Consider the following 15,901-nt stretch of genomic DNA (forward strand, 5'->3'; position numbering starts at 1 on the left):
GACTTAGATCTTCTTATTAGTATATTCGCGACGATTTTTTTAATTCCCGCCCGTCATCATCAGTCCGATCTCTTCGATCGAGGTGGTCTTTGGGTCGACCTCACCGACTATCTTTCCTTCGCGAATAACGAGTAATCGGTCCGCGAGCGCGGTGACTTCTTCGAGCTCGGCCGACACGAGCAAGACGGCGGATCCGGCGTCGCGTAGTCCGATCAGTTTGCGGTGGATGAACTCGATCGCGCCGATATCGACACCACGCGTTGGTTGTGAGACCAGAAGTAGCTTTGGGTCAAGCTCGAATTCGCGGCCGATGATCAGTTTTTGCTGATTTCCACCGGAAAGCGATTTGGCTGACAGAGTCGGGTCGCCGGGCCGAACGTCAAAATTCTCAATGATCTCGTGGACGCGCTTGTCGATCGCGGCGTTATTCATCATCCCTCCGCCCGACGTGATCGGCGGGCGGTAATGAACGCCGAGTATCGAGTTTTCAGCCAGATCCGAATTGAGCAGCAGCCCTCGCTTATGCCGATCTTCGGGAATGTGAGCAACCCCGAGCTCCTTAAGCTCACGGGCGGACCGATCAGTAATCTCCTTGCCGTCAAATTCGACACGCCCGCCAGACGTCCTTGTCAGCCCGGACAGAGCTTCGATCAGTTCGGTCTGACCGTTGCCCTCAATGCCGGCGATCCCAACGATCTCGCCTGAACGAACCTTAAATGAAACATCCTTGACCGCGGGGCCGCCCTTACCCGTAACCAGAAGGTTTTTTACCTCGAGCACGGTCGCCGCCGGATGGGCGTCGGACTTTTCGACGCGGAGCAGGACGTCGCGGCCGACTATCAATCGGGCGAGATCCTTCGCACTCGTCTCCGAAGTTTTTACATTTCCGACGGAACGGCCGTCCCGCATAACGGTAACCTCATCCGACACGGCGAGCACCTCATCCAGCTTATGCGTGATAATTATTATGGTCTTGCCCTGTCCTTTCATCCGGCGCAGAATGCCAAACAACTCGTCGACCTCCTGTGGCGAAAGCACAGCCGTAGGTTCGTCGAGGATCAGTATTTTTGCGTCGCGGTATAGAGCCTTGAGGAGTTCGACCCGCTGTTGGGCACCGACCGAAAGGTTCTCGATATAGGCACGCGGATCAACGTCGAGTTTGAGTTCGTTCGAAAGTGCTAGGATCTCCCGGTTTGCCGTTTCCAGATCAAGGCTTGCCGTCGAACCGGTTTCGGCCCCGAGAATGATGTTTTCGGCGACCGTCATAGTGTCGACAAGCATAAAATGCTGGTGAACCATACCGATCCCTAGAGCGATAGCGTCGTGTGGGTTACGGATATTTACCGGTTGGCCATTGACAAGTATTTCGCCGCTATCGGCCTTGTAAAAGCCATATGCGATCTTCATTATCGTCGATTTTCCGGCACCGTTCTCACCGACAATAGCGTGGATCGTTGCCGTTTTAACGGTGATCGATACGTCCTCGTTCGCCACGCAATCGCCAAAGGCTTTCTTGATATTTCGGAGTTCTAGCATCGATTTTAATTTGCCATTGCATCGGTGACCTTGATATCACCGGCGACTATCTTCTTTTTAGCTTCTTCCACCTTGAGGATCACGTCATCGGGGATAATGCCCTTGTTATTCTCATCCATTGCGTACGCAACGCCGTCCTTTTCGAGTCCGAAGGAGTGGAATCCGCCCTGAAACTTGCCTTCTAGCACTTCCTTCACGACGTCATAAACGGCGTTATCGACGCGCTTGACCATTGATGTCAAGACATAACCGGGCTTCACCATATTCTGATTAGAGTCGACCCCGATGACAAATTTGCGGGCCTGGCCGTTCTCATCCTTACCGTATTGCTCAACGGCGTCAAATGCACCAAGTCCCGAGTTTCCGGCTGCGGTGAAGATCACATCGGCGCCCTTTTCGATCTGCGCGAGCGACAGCTCCTTACCCTTGCCCGGGTTATTCCACGCACCGTCCGTAACGCCGACATAATTATCGATCACCCGTATGTTAGGATTAACCGACCTTGCCCCTTCCTCGTATCCGGTCTCAAACTTGTGAATCAGTGGAATGTCCATTCCGCCAAGAAACCCGAGAACGCCGGTCTTCGATTTATAAGCCGCGATCATCCCGACCAAGTACGACCCCTCGTGTTCGCGAAAGACGAGCGAAGCCACGTTTTTCATCGGAGTTTTGCCGTCAGTGTCAAAAATGACTCCATCAACGATCGCAAATTTGATATTTGGGTAATTTGCCGCGACCATTTGCATGATCGGCCCCTGGGCAAAGCCGACACCAATAATGAGATCAAAATTCTTTTCAGCAAAGGCTCGCATCGCCGGCTCGATCGAGGTCGGATTTCCGGGTTCGACATCGTAGAGGCAGATATTCAGATCCTGTTGGGCACGCTTTACGCCCTCCCAGGCCGCCGCATTGAAGGAACGATCATTCTTGCCGCCGATATCAAAGACGATGCCGACCTTGATCTGACAGCCCTCACGCCGGGCTTCGGCCTGTTTGGTGCAAGATGTCGCCAACAAACAAATTGAAAGTGTCAACGCTGCCGATAAAAAAATTCGAAGCTTCATTGATTCTTAAACCGTCGCTCTGATCAATTTAGGTATATCGGGGATTTCCTCGGTTATTTTATACGCACTCTGTAGTATTTCGCTAATCGAATCAGCCTGGTTCTGCGTACGGCAGTAGATTATACCGAGCGGATCGCCGATTTCAACTTTATTGCCGATCTTCACCGTACATTCGAGTCCGACGGCATGATCGACCCCATCTTCGGCCTTGATCCGCCCGCCCCCGATATCGCAGATCGCACGGCCGACGGCAAACGTATTGACTTCCGCAACATAACCGCTTGTGGCCGCACCGAATGGAATGCGTTTCAGCGTCGGATCAATGAGTGATTCCGGGTCATCGCAAACTGATGGATCGCCACCCTGAACCTCGACATTTTCGCGAAATTTTGCCAAGGCCTTGCCCGAGGCAAGGGCTTCATTGATCATCGTCTCTGCCGATGACATCGAATCTGCGATACCGCCAAGCAAAAGCATTCTGGCGGTCAACTCGACCGATAGGACCAGCGTAGCGGACATCGCGTCATCGCCTTCGCCGCGGAGCAACTTGATACACTCGTAAACCTCTAAAGCATTTCCTACAAACTTGCCGAGCGGTTGGCTCATATCGGAGACGACTGCTTGTGTGTTTACCCCAAACGCTTTGCCTGTTTGCACGAGAGCCTCAGCCAAACGCACCGAGTCTTCGTATTTTTGCATAAATGCGCCTGATCCGGTCTTAACGTCCAGAACGAGGGCATCGAGGTCTTCGGCAAGTTTTTTGGACATTATCGAGGCAACGATAAGCGGAATATACGGTACGGTCGCCGTGGCGTCGCGTAGAGCATAGAGCTTTTTATCCGCAGGTGCTATCTCACCGGTCTGGCCCGCCATCGCGTAACCGTTTGTGGCAAGCAGTTCGGTAAATCTCGTCATTGACAGCCCAACGTCAAAACCCTCGATCGATTCGAGTTTATCGAGAGTCCCGCCGGTGTGACCGAGCCCTCGCCCCGAGATCATCGGAACGGCCAGACCGCACGCCGCAGCGACGGGAGCGATTATAAGCGAAGTCTTATCGCCGACGCCGCCCGTCGAATGCTTGTCAACAACGGGACGGTCGACCGAGGCGAGGTCAAGCACTTTGCCGGAATAGACCATTGCTCGTGTCAGTTCGTCCTGCTCACGCTGATCGAGTCCGTTGATGAACATAGCCATAACGAGCGCCGATATCTGGTAATCGGCCCAAGCCTCGGTGCAAACACCGTCGATAAAGACGCCGATCTCGGCATCGGACAGAGAGTTTCCATCCCGTTTCCTTGCGATTATTTCCTGAGGACGCATAAATTAAAAAGACCGCTTTCGTAATGATTACGAGAACAGTCTAACCGATTTAATGCCTTTATTTACAGACGCGAAAGCCGTTTTATTTTAACTTTTGGACCAATACGACCGCCTGCGCCATTACAGCCTCACGTTTTCCGACAATGCCGACCGACTCGCCGGTTTTAGCTTTCACACTTACTTGTTCGTTGGTGACCCCGAGTAACGCGGCGATATTCTCTCGCATCGAAGTGATATAGGGCCTCAGTTTTGGTGATTCCAAGTCAACGACGGCATCGACATTGACCACGCCGTAACTTTTTTCGCTAAGCGATTCCACCGCGTGACGCAAAAAGACCAAGCTATCGGCACTACTCCAGCGCGGGTCGCTATTCGGAAAATGAACGCCGATATCACCTAAGGCGAGCGAACCAAGAAGGGCGTCGGTGATCGCGTGGAGTAGCACATCCGCATCCGAATGGCCATCCGCGCCCAGATCCGACTCGACCTCGATACCGCCGATAATCAGAGGGCGGTCAGGTATCAAGCGGTGAACATCCGTGCCGAATCCTATTCGAAAATCGCTCATTCTGCCGCTCCTCTAATGATCGCCTCGGCCATTATCAGATCTTCACGATGGGTGATCTTGATATTCCCCGGGCTACCGTCCACTGTAGTCACGATCACCCCGGAACGCTCGACCAAAACGCATTCATCAGTCGCATTCTCAGCATTAAAGCGCTGTTCCAATGCACGTTTCAGCACATAATGGCGAAAGGCTTGCGGGGTCAGTGCCCTTCGTAGAGTCGTGCGGTCGATCGTGGCCACGATCTTGCCGTATTCGACAGATTTGATCGTATCGACGACCGGTGCGGTAAGACAGGCCGCCCCGTTTTCCTCTGCGCACTTTACCGTTCGGGCGATCTCATCAACGGTTACGAGTGGGCGGACACCGTCGTGTACGCAGACGACAACGGTCGCCAGATCGACAGCATCAAACCCATTTTTGACCGACTCACTTCGCGACGCACCGCCGCCGACGACCGCTCTCAATTTGGTGATCGATGCTCCCGCAATTATGCTATGCAGCCTATCGATATGCTCATTTCCGACAACGACGATGATCTCGTCGATAACAGAGCTGTCCTGAAAAGATTGGAGCGAATGAAGTAAAACGGGCTTGCCCGCTAGGTCCAGGAACTGTTTGGGGGATGCCGAATCAAATCGGGTGCCGCTACCGGCGGCAACAATGATGGCTGTATTCATCGTCCGGCAACTATCAGATCGTCGGGCTATTCGACTTCTTCAATAATGGTGTTCTGTCTTAGATCGCGGGTCGCTTTGCGAAAGCCAAGTGACCGCGAATCGTGGATCGCGACGTGACTATCATTTGACTCATCTTTCTCTTCCCACATCCGGCCAAAGATCATCTTGCCGGCCGTTGTCTGCAAGACGCTGGTCACAGCGATGTCCGCGGTTTTACCGATCAACCGTCGGGCATTATCGACGACGACCATTGTGCCGTCATCGAGATATGCAACGCCCTGGTTATACTCTTTGCCCTCTTTGAGGATAAAGACCCGCATCGCCTCACCGGGCAGTACGACCGGCTTGAGAGCGTTAGCAAGTTCGTTGATGTTCAGGACGGAAACGCCGCGAAGCTGCGAGACTTTGTTGAGATTAAAATCATTGGTAACGATGACAGCGTCGAGTTGCTTTCCGAGTTCGATCAGTTTCAGGTCGACCTCTTTGACTGCCGGAAAATCGGTTTCGACGATCTGTATATCGAGAGTGCTGTTATTGCGTAACCGCTGGAGCATATCCAGGCCGCGTCGTCCGCGTTGGCGTTTCGAGGAATCGCTTGAGTCAGCAACCTGTTGCAATTCAGCCAAAATGAAATTAGGAATGATCAGCGTTCCGCCCAAGAATCCGGTCTCAGCAACGTCCGCAATGCGGCCATCGATGATGACCGACGTGTCGAGGATCTTATAGTCGCGTTTAATATTCTTATCGCTAAATATCCCGCCCAGAGCAGACAGATCGATATATTCGCCTTTCGCGGCACCAACCATCAGCCCAATGTAGCCCATAAAAAAGGCAAGGGCGATCGTCAGAAATGTTTTTAACTCACCGGGAACTGTATTGATATCTTGCGAACTTATGAGCATTCCGATCATATATGCCCCGATGATGCCTAAGATCGAACCGACCGCCGCTCCGATCAAGGTTTTGAGTGACGCACGTCGGGCTCTCACCTCAACACCAATTATCATCAGCGCAATGATGGCGCCAAACAGTGCAGAATAGGCTTGCTTTGTTCTCACGCTGTCGCCCACAAGTTCGGTCAAATGACTGCTTTTCGACAACGGATTGAGAAAGTACCCGCCAAGGGCAAGTAACAAAACAAATCCTAGTCTAATTATCAGTACGTCCGGCTTCATCGTTGAAATTTTACCACGTCACACGCTCGTTTTGGCAAACGGCTTACTGCTACTAAAGAGTATATGTCTATTTCTGGACAAATTTCGAACAAAGTTTTGCGATTCGCCGAAGAAAAGTCGCAATGGACCCCTTCAGCAACCGGAGGGTTTCGATGTACCTAAAAACCATAAACTCTGCTAATCTCCTTGATTATTAAGCTTAGGAGAAAACCAATGCCGCTAGGACTGAAAAAGACTGCACGCGTCTTATTTTTTACCGTTTCGTTAGTGATGATGGTCGCCGCAAGTGCATCGTTGCTACAGGCCCAAAAGGTCGATGCCTCGCTTTATCAGAGTATGGAATGGCGAATGATCGGGCCTTTTCGTGCCGGACGAACCGTCGGAGCGGTCGGGATCCCGTCACAGCCGAACGTTTTCTATATCGGCCTGAATAACGGCGGGGTCTGGAAAACAACGGATGCAGGACGCACTTGGAAACCGATCTTTGACGACCAACCGACCGGATCGATCGGCGATATCGCTCTGGCCCCATCAAATCCGAATGTGATCTATGTGGGTAGCGGCGAGGGATTGCAGCGGCCAGATCTTGCCACCGGCGATGGGATGTACCGCTCGCGTGACGGCGGCAAAACGTGGGCTCATCTCGGGCTCCGAGACGGCCAACAGATCGCCTCGATCGCAGTCGACCCTAAAGATGAAAATCACCTTTTCGTCGCAGTTCTCGGGCATCCATACGGGCCGAACGAGGAACGCGGCATCTATCGCTCGACCAATGGCGGAGACACCTTTGATCGCGTGCTTTACAAGGACGAGAATACCGGTGCTATGCAGGTAGAGTTTGACCCACGCAATTCGCAGATCGTGTACGCCGATCTCTGGGCCGGGCGGCAGGGACCTTGGGAAAACGGTGCTTGGCAGGGCAAGGAGAGTGGACTATTCAAATCGACCGACGGCGGTTCGACCTGGACGAAACTAACCCACGGCCTGCCGACGATCGAACAAGGGCTCGGCCGGATCGGTTTTACTATCTCGCGATCGAATCCGAGCAAACTCTACGCGACCGTCGATGCAAACCCCAAGTTTGCCGGCATTTACGCATCTAATGATTCGGGCGAAAACTGGAGTCTTGTAAACGGCGATCCGCGTCTCTGGGGCCGCGGCAGTGACTTTGCCGAACTGCGAGTGCATCCGACAGACCCGAATACGATCTTTGTCGCTAACGTCTCGTCACACAAATCGACCGATGGCGGTAAAACCTTTACGAGCTTTAAGGGGGCTCCGGGCGGCGACGACTATCATCGGATCTGGATCAACCCTGACCATCCGGATGTAATGCTATTTGCGACAGATCAGGGCGCGACGATCACCGTTAACGGCGGCGAGAGTTGGTCGAGTTGGTACAACCAACCGACTGCCCAGTTTTATCACGTAAATACTGACAACCGATATCCGTATTGGGTGTGCGGCGGCCAACAGGAGAGCGGTTCCGCGTGTGTAGCGTCACGCGGACGCACCGGTGCGGTCGGCGCCTGGGATTGGGAGACTGTCGGCGTCGAAGAATATGGCTACGTCGCCCCCGACCCGCTTGATCCTGACATCGTTTACGGCGGTAAACTCACGCGTTTTGATCGGCTCACACGCCACGTGCAAAATATCGCCCCCGAGGCGGTTCGAACCGGCAAGTATCGGTTTTTGCGAACGGCACCGGTGATCTTTTCGCCGGTTGATAATAAAAGCCTGTTTTACGGCGGTAACGTCATATTTAAGACGATGAACGGCGGTAATAGCTGGGATGTGATCAGCCCCGACCTTTCGCGTGAAAAGTGGGATGTACCGAAAAGCGTTGGTATTTACGCCACCACGGAAATGGAAACGATGTCGCGACGCGGTGTGGTATACACCGTCGCCCCATCGTATAAGGACATAAATACGATCTGGGCAGGCACAGACGACGGTCTTATTCACGTCACCCGAAATGGTGGAAAAAGCTGGTCGAATATTACGCCGCCCGAGCTTAAATCCTGGGCCAAGGTGTCCCTGATCGACGCTGGACGCTTTGACGCAAATACCGCATACGCGGCGGTCAATACATTTCGGCTAGATGACCTTCGCCCACACATTTACCGCACGCACGACGGTGGAAAGACCTGGAAAGAGATCGTCAAGGGCATCCCGGATGGCGGAATCGTAAATGCCGTGCGTGAGGATCCAGTGCGAAAGGGATTGTTATATTGCGGTACTGAGCAAGCCGTTTATTTTTCGACCGACGACGGCGAAAATTGGCAGCCGCTAAGGCTGAATATGCCGGCGATCTCGATCCGTGATCTCGTAATCAAGGATGACGATCTCGTAGTCGGTACGCACGGCCGCGGGTTCTGGATACTCGACGATGTCACACCGCTGAGGCAACTAGGTCCGTCGATTGCGTCATCGAACGCAACTCTCTTTACGCCCCAATTGGCGACCCGCGTGAAACGAAGCCTACACACGGATACCCCGTTTCCGCCGGAGGAACCGGCCGGCAAGAATCCTCCTGATGGAGCGATCATCAACTATTACTTAAAACAGCCGTCAAAATCACCGATCGTGCTCGAGATCACCGACGCTGCCGGCAGATTTATCCGGAAATTCTCGAGCGATGATAAACCGCTCGATGTCAGCAATTCTAAGATAAACCCGCCGTCGTATTGGATCCGGCCGTTTCAACCACTCAAAAATGAGGCCGGAATGCAGCGATTCACTTGGGACCTGTTATACCCTAATCCGTCGGCAAACAGCTACGACCTGCCGATCTCCGCGATCTACAAGGACACGCCGTGGGTACCGCAAGGACCGGCAGTTCTTCCGGGAGTTTACAATGTTTCACTGACTGTCGACGGTAGAAAAGTTACGCAGAAATTAACCGTGCGTATTGACCCGCGGGTGAAAACCTCGGCGATCGGACTAAAGCAGCAGTTTGATCTTTCAATTGAAGCATATCAAGGTATCGGCCGTTCCCAACGCCTCGTCCAGCGCATTCAGCGAGAGATCGCCTTGCTCGAACAAGCTAACCCGTCTAGCCCGAAGATCGTCAATTTGAAGTTGTTGCTGAACGGCTCACCACCGAAACCCGGCACATCCCCGGAGATCGCCGACTTACCCCTAAACCGATTGGCCGGAGCCTTCACTCAGTTGCTCGACCTGCTACAGGACGCGGACGTTGCCCCGAGTACCCAAGCTGTCAAAGCGGCACGTGACCTTCAGCTTGCGCTCACAAAAGCTGTAAATTCTTTGCCGCCGGACGATATATAAACCAAAAAAGGCGTCCGAAAGGACGCCTTAGTTTCACTTAAAATGGTGCCGTCTATAAGATTCGAACTTACGACCTATCGCGTGTGAAGCGAGTGCTCTACCACTGAGCTAAGACGGCTATAATTTAGATCGACGGATCGTCAGCTTTTGCGGGCCGATTTTCGTCAGTGCCCTTGATACCGCTGAGGGACGAATCCGTGTAAAAATGCCGCGTTCCCGTTGAAGTGACACCCTCGGCGACCTGCGGGTCGGCAGTTATAGAGTAAAACGACGGCCTTGTGGCAGACGCCGGTTCGACAGTAAGTTTGAAAATATAACCGTTGACGACCGGACTTTCACCCTTAAATTTTTCGTCGAGGCTGACCTTGGCGATCAGTTCGTCAAAGGTGGCAAAATTGCCCTTGTTACGCGTGGCATACTGGACTTGAAATTTGCGAATATTATCGATCGACTGTGCCGCGGTGGTTTCGTTGCCCGAACGGATGACCGCCGACCAAGCTATACTGCCGACACCGATCAGCAAACCGATGATCGCGATCACGATCATCAACTCGATAAGGTTAAATCCGCGTTGATCACGCATTTTGAGTCGAAATTTGTTCATATAACCAGTTCCTTCCGTTATCGGTCTATCACGAAACGGCAGCGGATTTGTTTCAAAAGTTTAGACGCTTTCCATTGTCTTTTGCAAGCTAGTGTATGTCCCTGATCCTGAAGTTTGGCAAAATAACGCAACTTGCTCGACGGATGTTATGTGGAAACAACTGTGCGGCAACACAAATTTACTGTCGCAATCGCCGGCCGTAATCTTGTAAGATGTAGTTGTGGAAAAGTTTTCCGGCATTTCGACAACAAAGATGAGAGATTGGATCACAACTGAGTCAACAACTCCGGCGGGTTCGGCCGTTGCAAGTTTTGACGCCGCCGGCAAGATCGCTGAACTGCAGGCGTCGATCGAACGCGTCATTCGTGGAAAGACCGATACGGTAAGGCTCGCCCTGATCGCGATCCTCGCCCGGGGCCACATCCTTATCGAGGACGTGCCCGGTATCGGCAAGACGACTCTCGCAAACGCACTCTCTCGGGCCCTCGAACTTTCTTTCCAGCGTGTCCAGTTTACCTCTGACCTACTGCCGTCAGACGTGATCGGGCTCTCGATCTATAATCAGAAAAACAGCGAATTTGAATGGAGATCGGGGCCGATCTTCTCCAATATCGTCCTCGCGGATGAGATCAACCGGGCAACGCCGAAAACGCAGTCCGCATTGCTCGAGGCAATGGCCGAGGAGCAAGTAACGGTCGAGGGCGTGTCGCGGCAACTGCCGCTGCCCTTTATCGTGATTGCCACCCAAAACCCATCCGAGCATCACGGGACGTATCCGCTGCCCGAGTCACAGCTTGACCGCTTTATGCTGCGGCTACATATGGGATATCCGAGCACCGATGACGAACGCCGCATCCTTCGCGACCGTGAGAGCGTCAATCCGCTCGAATCTGTCCGTCCGGTTATGTCGCGTTCCGACGTAATTGAACTGCAGCGTCTGGTCGCCGAGGTCCGTGTTGACGACGCCCTGCTCGATTACCTTTTGAAGATCGTCGAAGCCACCCGCAACAGCGATTCACTCGAACTCGGCATCAGTCCCCGCGGAACGCTCGCACTATTCCGATCGGCACAGGCATCCGCGTTTATCGAGGGCCGCAATTACTGTATCGCCGACGATATCAAACGCCTGGTCGTACCGTGCTTTGGGCATCGAGTGATCGTCAATTCGAGGGCAAACTCGCTCCGCCAACGCACCCGCGAATCCGAACAGGTTCTGCAAGAATTACTTACGAAGATAAGCGTGCCGATCTAGGTCCGACGCGGGGCATATCGGGGCCAAAAGCCCGCCAATACGTGAGACTGTCAACACTCCGACAACTTTTCAGCTTTCGCGACCTCCGGAACGCGCTCGTCGGCATTGCCGTTGTATTCGGCGGGATCGGGCTGTCACTCTTTACGCTCTATGCTCATCAGGCCGGTGATGTCAGGCTGGCCGGCATCTCGGCCGCTATCTCACTTATTTTCGTCCTGCTGATTCTGATATTTGTCGTGCCGCCGCTCGCCCGCAACGCGAGCCGCGAAGCTTCGCAGATGAATCTGCCGTTCGAGTTTACGACCGGCGGGGCCGTGATGCTAGTTTTGCTGACAGTCGTCGGTTTTTCGGCGTGGAATACCGGCAATAACCTGCTGTTTCTCGTGCTCTCATTCCTGATCGCCGGGATGATCGTCGGTTTTTTTGCCGGCAGTATCTGCCTCAAGCGCCTTGACGTAAAAATGCGATTCCCCGAAACGATCTTTGCCGGCGAACCGACACCGATACTGATCAGCGTCACCAATCGAAAACGTATTTTCCCAAGCCTTTCGGTCGTCGCCCAAGTTCGCGGTACTGAACGCGAGCGTTCGATCGCTGCCGATGAGCTCAAGGCATTACTGCCGCGTTTTCTGGCGGAACGCCTCAGCCGCCCACCGATGATCCGCAAAACGCTCGACCACATTGTTTATATCCCTCGACGCCAATCTGTCGAAAGTAGGTCTGAGCATATTTTCCTGCATCGTGGACGCTTTGTCATCAAGGACTTTGAACTGTCAACACGTTTCCCCTTCGGATTCTTCAGGCATCGCCGTCGATTGCCCGCACGCGAGACCGAACTCATCGTGTTTCCGACACCGTTGCCCTTTGACGATAATATTGACGACCTGCCGCTCGACGCCGGTAAATTTGTCGCTAACAAACACGGAATGGGCCAAGATCTGCTAGCCCTGCGCGATTACCAACCCAACGACGACCTTCGGCGGATCGATTGGAAAGCCACCGCGAGGTCGAGTCGGTTGACGGTGCGAGAGTTTGCCGCCGAGGACGAAAAGCGTGTGACCGTCGCCTTTGACACGCAGGTTCCCGACGAGAGGGACGACAGTTTGTCTCTGCGTGCGAGGATCAGTGCCGAGCAGAGCGGAAAGCCGGTGGTCGCCTCCGACCGGTTTGAGGCCGGAGCGAGCCTGGCCGCCTCCATTCTGCTGCATTTCGCCGAGCAGCAGGCCGAGCTAAAACTAGTGATCGACGATGACGAAGGCGAATTCGGCATCGGCCGCATCCATCTCTACGAAATGCTGAAACGCCTCTCGATCATTGAACCTAGTTTTCCAAAAATGGACCTTCCGCCCGAACCTGCAACCGATCTCGAACGTATCCTCAATAGTTCGGACGACAGTCATTGGTTCCTGGTTACCGCGTCCGCAGATCGCGACCTGTCTCCCGAAACGCTCCAACGATTGATAATAATTGGGTTTTAAGGTTAAATTCTTGTCATATTTCAGCGGCCCGCGGTGTCTTTCTGTTGAAGAGCATTTTTAATGCTGAAAATGAACGAGAGTACACACATATTTGTGGACATAATGTCCGAACAATCAGCTACGGCGGCAGCGACAGGTAGGATCGAGTTTGAAGAGGCTTTCTCGCTTCATCACCGAACCGTCTTTCGCGCGGCACGGTCGGTCGTGCAGGATCCGGCCCTGGCTGAGGATGTAACGCAGGAAACCTTTCTGCGGCTCTATCACAATCTCGATTCAATCACAGATGAAGAAATGCTTCGCCCGTGGTTGATCCGTGTGGCGATAAATGTTGCCCGCAATACTATCCGCGGTACGATTAGGGCGAACACGCGCAACGAAAATTACGTCAAAGAAACAGGCACACTAGCGGCGGCGTCGGTCGAGACCGATTATGAAGAGAACGCCGGTGTGAGCGATATTTATAAGGCTCTCAACAAGATCAAAGAGCCGCTTAGGAGCTGTCTGATATTGAAACAACAAGGGCTGTCATACAAGGAGATCGCCCGCAGCCTTGAGCTTAACGAATCGAGCATCGGCACATTTGTCGCACGTGCCAGACAGGAATTTAGCCGGTTTTACGGGAAGATCGGTAAGGATACGTTATGAAGCAGGATTGTTTAGACATTGGCATAATTCAGGCCTTTTTGGACGGCGAACTGGATCACGGCCAGTCGGCTAGAGTCTCCGGACACATCGCTCTGTGCGATTCGTGTACGTTGATGCTCGCCGATGCTGAGGATGAGTCCGCGGTCGTATTTTCGGCGCTTGAACGAGAATTTGCCACCTTGGTTCCGACTCAGCGACTTTGGAACAAGATCAACGAATCGATCGAAACCGAAAAGCAGAGTGCACCATTCTGGCAAAAAGCTTGGGCGTTTGTAATTCTCAATCTCGCTACGCCTTCGTTCATCGCCGCGGCCGGTATGGTAATCGTCTTCGGACTTACCGCCATTCTTATAATAAACCGCACATCAAGCACGCCGGAGATCGCCGGTGTCCCAGAGGAGACCGTGGCGACATTTCAGCAAACTACATCGCAGCTATCCGGCCCGAATCCGATAGAGACCGTAGTGTCAGATATGCGTCAGGCTAAGCCGATCGCTTTTCAGCACGTTTCATATCGCTCGAACGAACGGCATGTCGTAGGTATCAGCACTGCAAGAGGTGTTTCGACCGCGTCGCCCGATGTCGCTAACGTTTATCTGCCGGGCGAAGAGAACTACGTGAAGACTATAAGTAGCCTTTCGCGTTCGGTCGATTCATTAAAGGAAGATATATTTCGTCCGGGCGAACGCATTGCATACGAGCGCGATATGGCAGTCGTCGATGATGCGATCGCCAAAATGCGTGTCCAGATAAATAAAGATCCGAAAAACGACACGGCCAAACAAGTGCTGTACTCTTCATACCAGAACAAGATCGACCTGCTTAATTCGGTTTCGCAAAAAGAGGAGTTGGTGGCGAGCCTCAGATAAGCGCCCCAGAATACATAAGAATGACAGCATCAGGCAGAAAATTGATATACGGGGTTGTCCTGGTGGGATCGCTCTTGGCGTTTTCGCTCTTGGTTGCCGGTCAGGCTGCTCCGGCACCGCCCGCCACTCCGGCACCTTTTCCCAAAAAGCCTGTGGAATTACCGGTGACGCCTCCGTCGTCGACTGGCTCGGTCGAACGTTCGATGAAGGTCGATCCGGCTCTTAATTTATCATTATGCGTATCCGAGGCGTCATTAAAAGTTAATAGTTGGAACCGCAACGAATTAAGGGTCTTCGTTCGCGACGGCAGCGATTTCGAATTCAAGACCCAACAGACGAGCCCGAAGACGGGCGAACCCGTCTGGATCTTGATCAACGCAGTTAATAGCCGATCCAAACTTAATACCCGCTCCGAATGCATCAATGGCGGCGAGATCGAAATCGATCTACCGGCTAACGCATCCGTCAACGTGAAGGGTCAGGAAGTAACATCTAACATCGACGGTGTTCGAAAGGTGAGCGTGAAGATAATAGCCGGCAACACTTTTATTCGAAATGTGACCGAGGGCATCACCGTTTCAGGCGGGCAGGGCGGGATCGCAGTCGAAAATTCATACGGTGCAATGTCGCTCGACAGTACGACGGGCAATATCGTCGTTTTTGAAGCCGGGCCGAGCGATATCGGTGATACGTTTAGGGCGAAGACCAATGGCGGAGCAATATCGCTGGAAAAGATCAGCCACCGTCAACTCGAGGTTAACTCCATCTCCGGTTCGGTCAATTATTCGGGAACACTTCTAAAGGGAGGTTCATACAGTTTTGGGACTTCGAATGGATCGATCCGACTAGCTCTTCCTCAGGATACTTCCTGTACTGTCTCGGCGACCTATGGATTTGGTAAATTCAACTCCGATCTGCCGGTTGAAACATTGACTGAGAATATTAGCGAAGGCCCCGTCAAGATCACCGTCGGTCGCATCGGCAGTGGCGACGCGATCCTGCGTGTCACGACTATTAACGGCAGCATCTCGATCAAAAAACCCTGATAGATCAAAATTCGCCTAATTCCCTGCCCGTCCGCTGGTTAAATTGCTCGGTCATCGAGGGTATGCCGTGACCCGACTCGTCGCGCGTCACGCGCTCTACGCGCCACATCGGAAAGAAATAGTCGGTCATCGGCAAATGCTCTTCGCCTGCTGAGATCGAACGCACCCAATCGTCAAAATAACCAAGATCGATCGCACGTATATGTATGCCGGCTGGCCCGATCTCGTTTACTATACCGATCAATTTTTCACGCGGACTATGCAGCACGACCAACGCCGTTTCGCCTGTTTCGATTTTCATAATTTTCTATAAATTCCTGACAACGAATACCACGAATGGACGGGCATTGCTATTTGCTTCGGATTCTTTTTCTTT

The 15,901-nt window shown here is 52.9% G+C and carries 14 protein-coding genes and 1 tRNA gene; 6 read left to right on the forward strand and 9 right to left on the reverse strand.

The features are described from left to right. Positions 1–39: 39 nt before the first annotated feature. From IPQ00_09470 to IPQ00_09495, 6 genes are all read right to left on the reverse strand, one after another. The gene (locus tag IPQ00_09470) at positions 40–1,536 is read right to left on the reverse strand and encodes an ABC transporter ATP-binding protein (GenBank protein ID MBL0240788.1); all 1,497 of its coding nucleotides are present in this window, start codon (positions 1,534–1,536) and stop codon (positions 40–42) included. A gap of 5 nt (positions 1,537–1,541) precedes the next feature. After that, entirely contained in the window at positions 1,542–2,600 is a 1,059-nt protein-coding gene (locus IPQ00_09475) for a BMP family ABC transporter substrate-binding protein (protein MBL0240789.1), read from the reverse strand. Positions 2,601–2,606: 6 nt separating this feature from the next. Then, on the reverse strand, positions 2,607–3,920 hold the full coding sequence (locus IPQ00_09480) for a thymidine phosphorylase (protein MBL0240790.1): 1,314 nt from the start codon (positions 3,918–3,920) through the stop codon (positions 2,607–2,609). 82 nt (positions 3,921–4,002) lie between these two features. Next, positions 4,003–4,488 carry a 2-C-methyl-D-erythritol 2,4-cyclodiphosphate synthase gene (locus IPQ00_09485; protein MBL0240791.1) on the reverse strand — a complete coding sequence of 162 codons (486 nt, stop codon included), beginning with the start codon at positions 4,486–4,488 and terminating at the stop codon, positions 4,003–4,005. Beyond that, complete coding sequence (gene ispD, locus IPQ00_09490) at positions 4,485–5,165, reverse strand: 2-C-methyl-D-erythritol 4-phosphate cytidylyltransferase (protein ID MBL0240792.1); 681 nt, start codon at positions 5,163–5,165, stop codon at positions 4,485–4,487. The genes IPQ00_09485 and ispD overlap by 4 nt, the downstream gene beginning before the upstream one ends. 26 nt (positions 5,166–5,191) lie before the next feature. Then, a complete protein-coding gene (locus IPQ00_09495) occupies positions 5,192–6,340 on the reverse strand; it encodes a TRAM domain-containing protein (protein ID MBL0240793.1) in 1,149 nt (382 codons plus the stop codon). Between the two features lie 270 nt (positions 6,341–6,610). On the opposite strand from IPQ00_09495, the gene IPQ00_09500 reads away from it, so the two are divergent. Continuing rightward, complete coding sequence (locus IPQ00_09500; GenBank protein ID MBL0240794.1) at positions 6,611–9,631, forward strand: glycoside hydrolase; 3,021 nt, start codon at positions 6,611–6,613, stop codon at positions 9,629–9,631. 43 nt (positions 9,632–9,674) lie between these two features. On the opposite strand, the gene IPQ00_09505 is transcribed toward IPQ00_09500, so the two are convergent. Further along, positions 9,675–9,749: transfer RNA gene (locus IPQ00_09505), tRNA-Val, on the reverse strand. A 6-nt stretch (positions 9,750–9,755) separates the two neighbouring features. Beyond that, complete coding sequence (locus IPQ00_09510; GenBank protein ID MBL0240795.1) at positions 9,756–10,235, reverse strand: prepilin-type N-terminal cleavage/methylation domain-containing protein; 480 nt, start codon at positions 10,233–10,235, stop codon at positions 9,756–9,758. A 253-nt stretch (positions 10,236–10,488) separates the two neighbouring features. On the opposite strand from IPQ00_09510, the gene IPQ00_09515 reads away from it, so the two are divergent. From IPQ00_09515 to IPQ00_09535, 5 genes are all read left to right on the forward strand, one after another. Continuing rightward, a complete protein-coding gene (locus tag IPQ00_09515) occupies positions 10,489–11,487 on the forward strand; it encodes a MoxR family ATPase (GenBank protein MBL0240796.1) in 999 nt (332 codons plus the stop codon). A gap of 41 nt (positions 11,488–11,528) precedes the next feature. Then, positions 11,529–12,965 (forward strand): DUF58 domain-containing protein, encoded by a 1,437-nt coding sequence (locus IPQ00_09520; protein ID MBL0240797.1) that lies wholly within the window; start codon positions 11,529–11,531, stop codon positions 12,963–12,965. Positions 12,966–13,034: 69 nt separating this feature from the next. Further along, positions 13,035–13,610, forward strand: a complete 576-nt coding sequence (locus IPQ00_09525; GenBank protein MBL0240798.1) for a sigma-70 family RNA polymerase sigma factor — start codon at positions 13,035–13,037, stop codon at positions 13,608–13,610. Continuing rightward, complete coding sequence (locus IPQ00_09530) at positions 13,607–14,479, forward strand: zf-HC2 domain-containing protein (GenBank protein MBL0240799.1); 873 nt, start codon at positions 13,607–13,609, stop codon at positions 14,477–14,479. Before IPQ00_09525 ends, IPQ00_09530 begins: the two co-directional genes overlap by 4 nt. A gap of 20 nt (positions 14,480–14,499) precedes the next feature. Then, positions 14,500–15,525, forward strand: coding sequence for a hypothetical protein (locus IPQ00_09535; GenBank protein ID MBL0240800.1), 1,026 nt, complete (start codon positions 14,500–14,502; stop codon positions 15,523–15,525). Between the two features lie 4 nt (positions 15,526–15,529). Here the strand turns inward: IPQ00_09535 and IPQ00_09540 are convergent, their stop codons facing one another. Then, the gene (locus IPQ00_09540) at positions 15,530–15,826 is read right to left on the reverse strand and encodes a hypothetical protein (GenBank protein ID MBL0240801.1); all 297 of its coding nucleotides are present in this window, start codon (positions 15,824–15,826) and stop codon (positions 15,530–15,532) included. Positions 15,827–15,901 lie beyond the last annotated feature (75 nt).

This window comes from Chloracidobacterium sp., from assembly GCA_016720705.1.
GTDB lineage: Bacteria > Acidobacteriota > Blastocatellia > Pyrinomonadales > Pyrinomonadaceae > OLB17.

What these genes read in the sequence shown, in the direction of transcription:
- IPQ00_09470 (MBL0240788.1), bottom strand. Translation starts at nt 1,536, where the DNA reads ATGCTAGAACTCCGAAATATCAAGAAAGCCTTTGGCGATTGCGTGGCG.
- IPQ00_09475 (MBL0240789.1), bottom strand. Translation starts at nt 2,600, where the DNA reads ATGAAGCTTCGAATTTTTTTATCGGCAGCGTTGACACTTTCAATTTGT.
- IPQ00_09480 (MBL0240790.1), bottom strand. Translation starts at nt 3,920, where the DNA reads ATGCGTCCTCAGGAAATAATCGCAAGGAAACGGGATGGAAACTCTCTG.
- IPQ00_09485 (MBL0240791.1), bottom strand. Translation starts at nt 4,488, where the DNA reads ATGAGCGATTTTCGAATAGGATTCGGCACGGATGTTCACCGCTTGATA.
- ispD (MBL0240792.1), bottom strand. Translation starts at nt 5,165, where the DNA reads ATGAATACAGCCATCATTGTTGCCGCCGGTAGCGGCACCCGATTTGAT.
- IPQ00_09495 (MBL0240793.1), bottom strand. Translation starts at nt 6,340, where the DNA reads ATGAAGCCGGACGTACTGATAATTAGACTAGGATTTGTTTTGTTACTT.
- IPQ00_09500 (MBL0240794.1), top strand. Translation starts at nt 6,611, where the DNA reads ATGATGGTCGCCGCAAGTGCATCGTTGCTACAGGCCCAAAAGGTCGAT.
- IPQ00_09510 (MBL0240795.1), bottom strand. Translation starts at nt 10,235, where the DNA reads ATGAACAAATTTCGACTCAAAATGCGTGATCAACGCGGATTTAACCTT.
- IPQ00_09515 (MBL0240796.1), top strand. Translation starts at nt 10,489, where the DNA reads ATGAGAGATTGGATCACAACTGAGTCAACAACTCCGGCGGGTTCGGCC.
- IPQ00_09525 (MBL0240798.1), top strand. Translation starts at nt 13,035, where the DNA reads ATGAACGAGAGTACACACATATTTGTGGACATAATGTCCGAACAATCA.
- IPQ00_09530 (MBL0240799.1), top strand. Translation starts at nt 13,607, where the DNA reads ATGAAGCAGGATTGTTTAGACATTGGCATAATTCAGGCCTTTTTGGAC.
- IPQ00_09535 (MBL0240800.1), top strand. Translation starts at nt 14,500, where the DNA reads ATGACAGCATCAGGCAGAAAATTGATATACGGGGTTGTCCTGGTGGGA.
- IPQ00_09540 (MBL0240801.1), bottom strand. Translation starts at nt 15,826, where the DNA reads ATGAAAATCGAAACAGGCGAAACGGCGTTGGTCGTGCTGCATAGTCCG.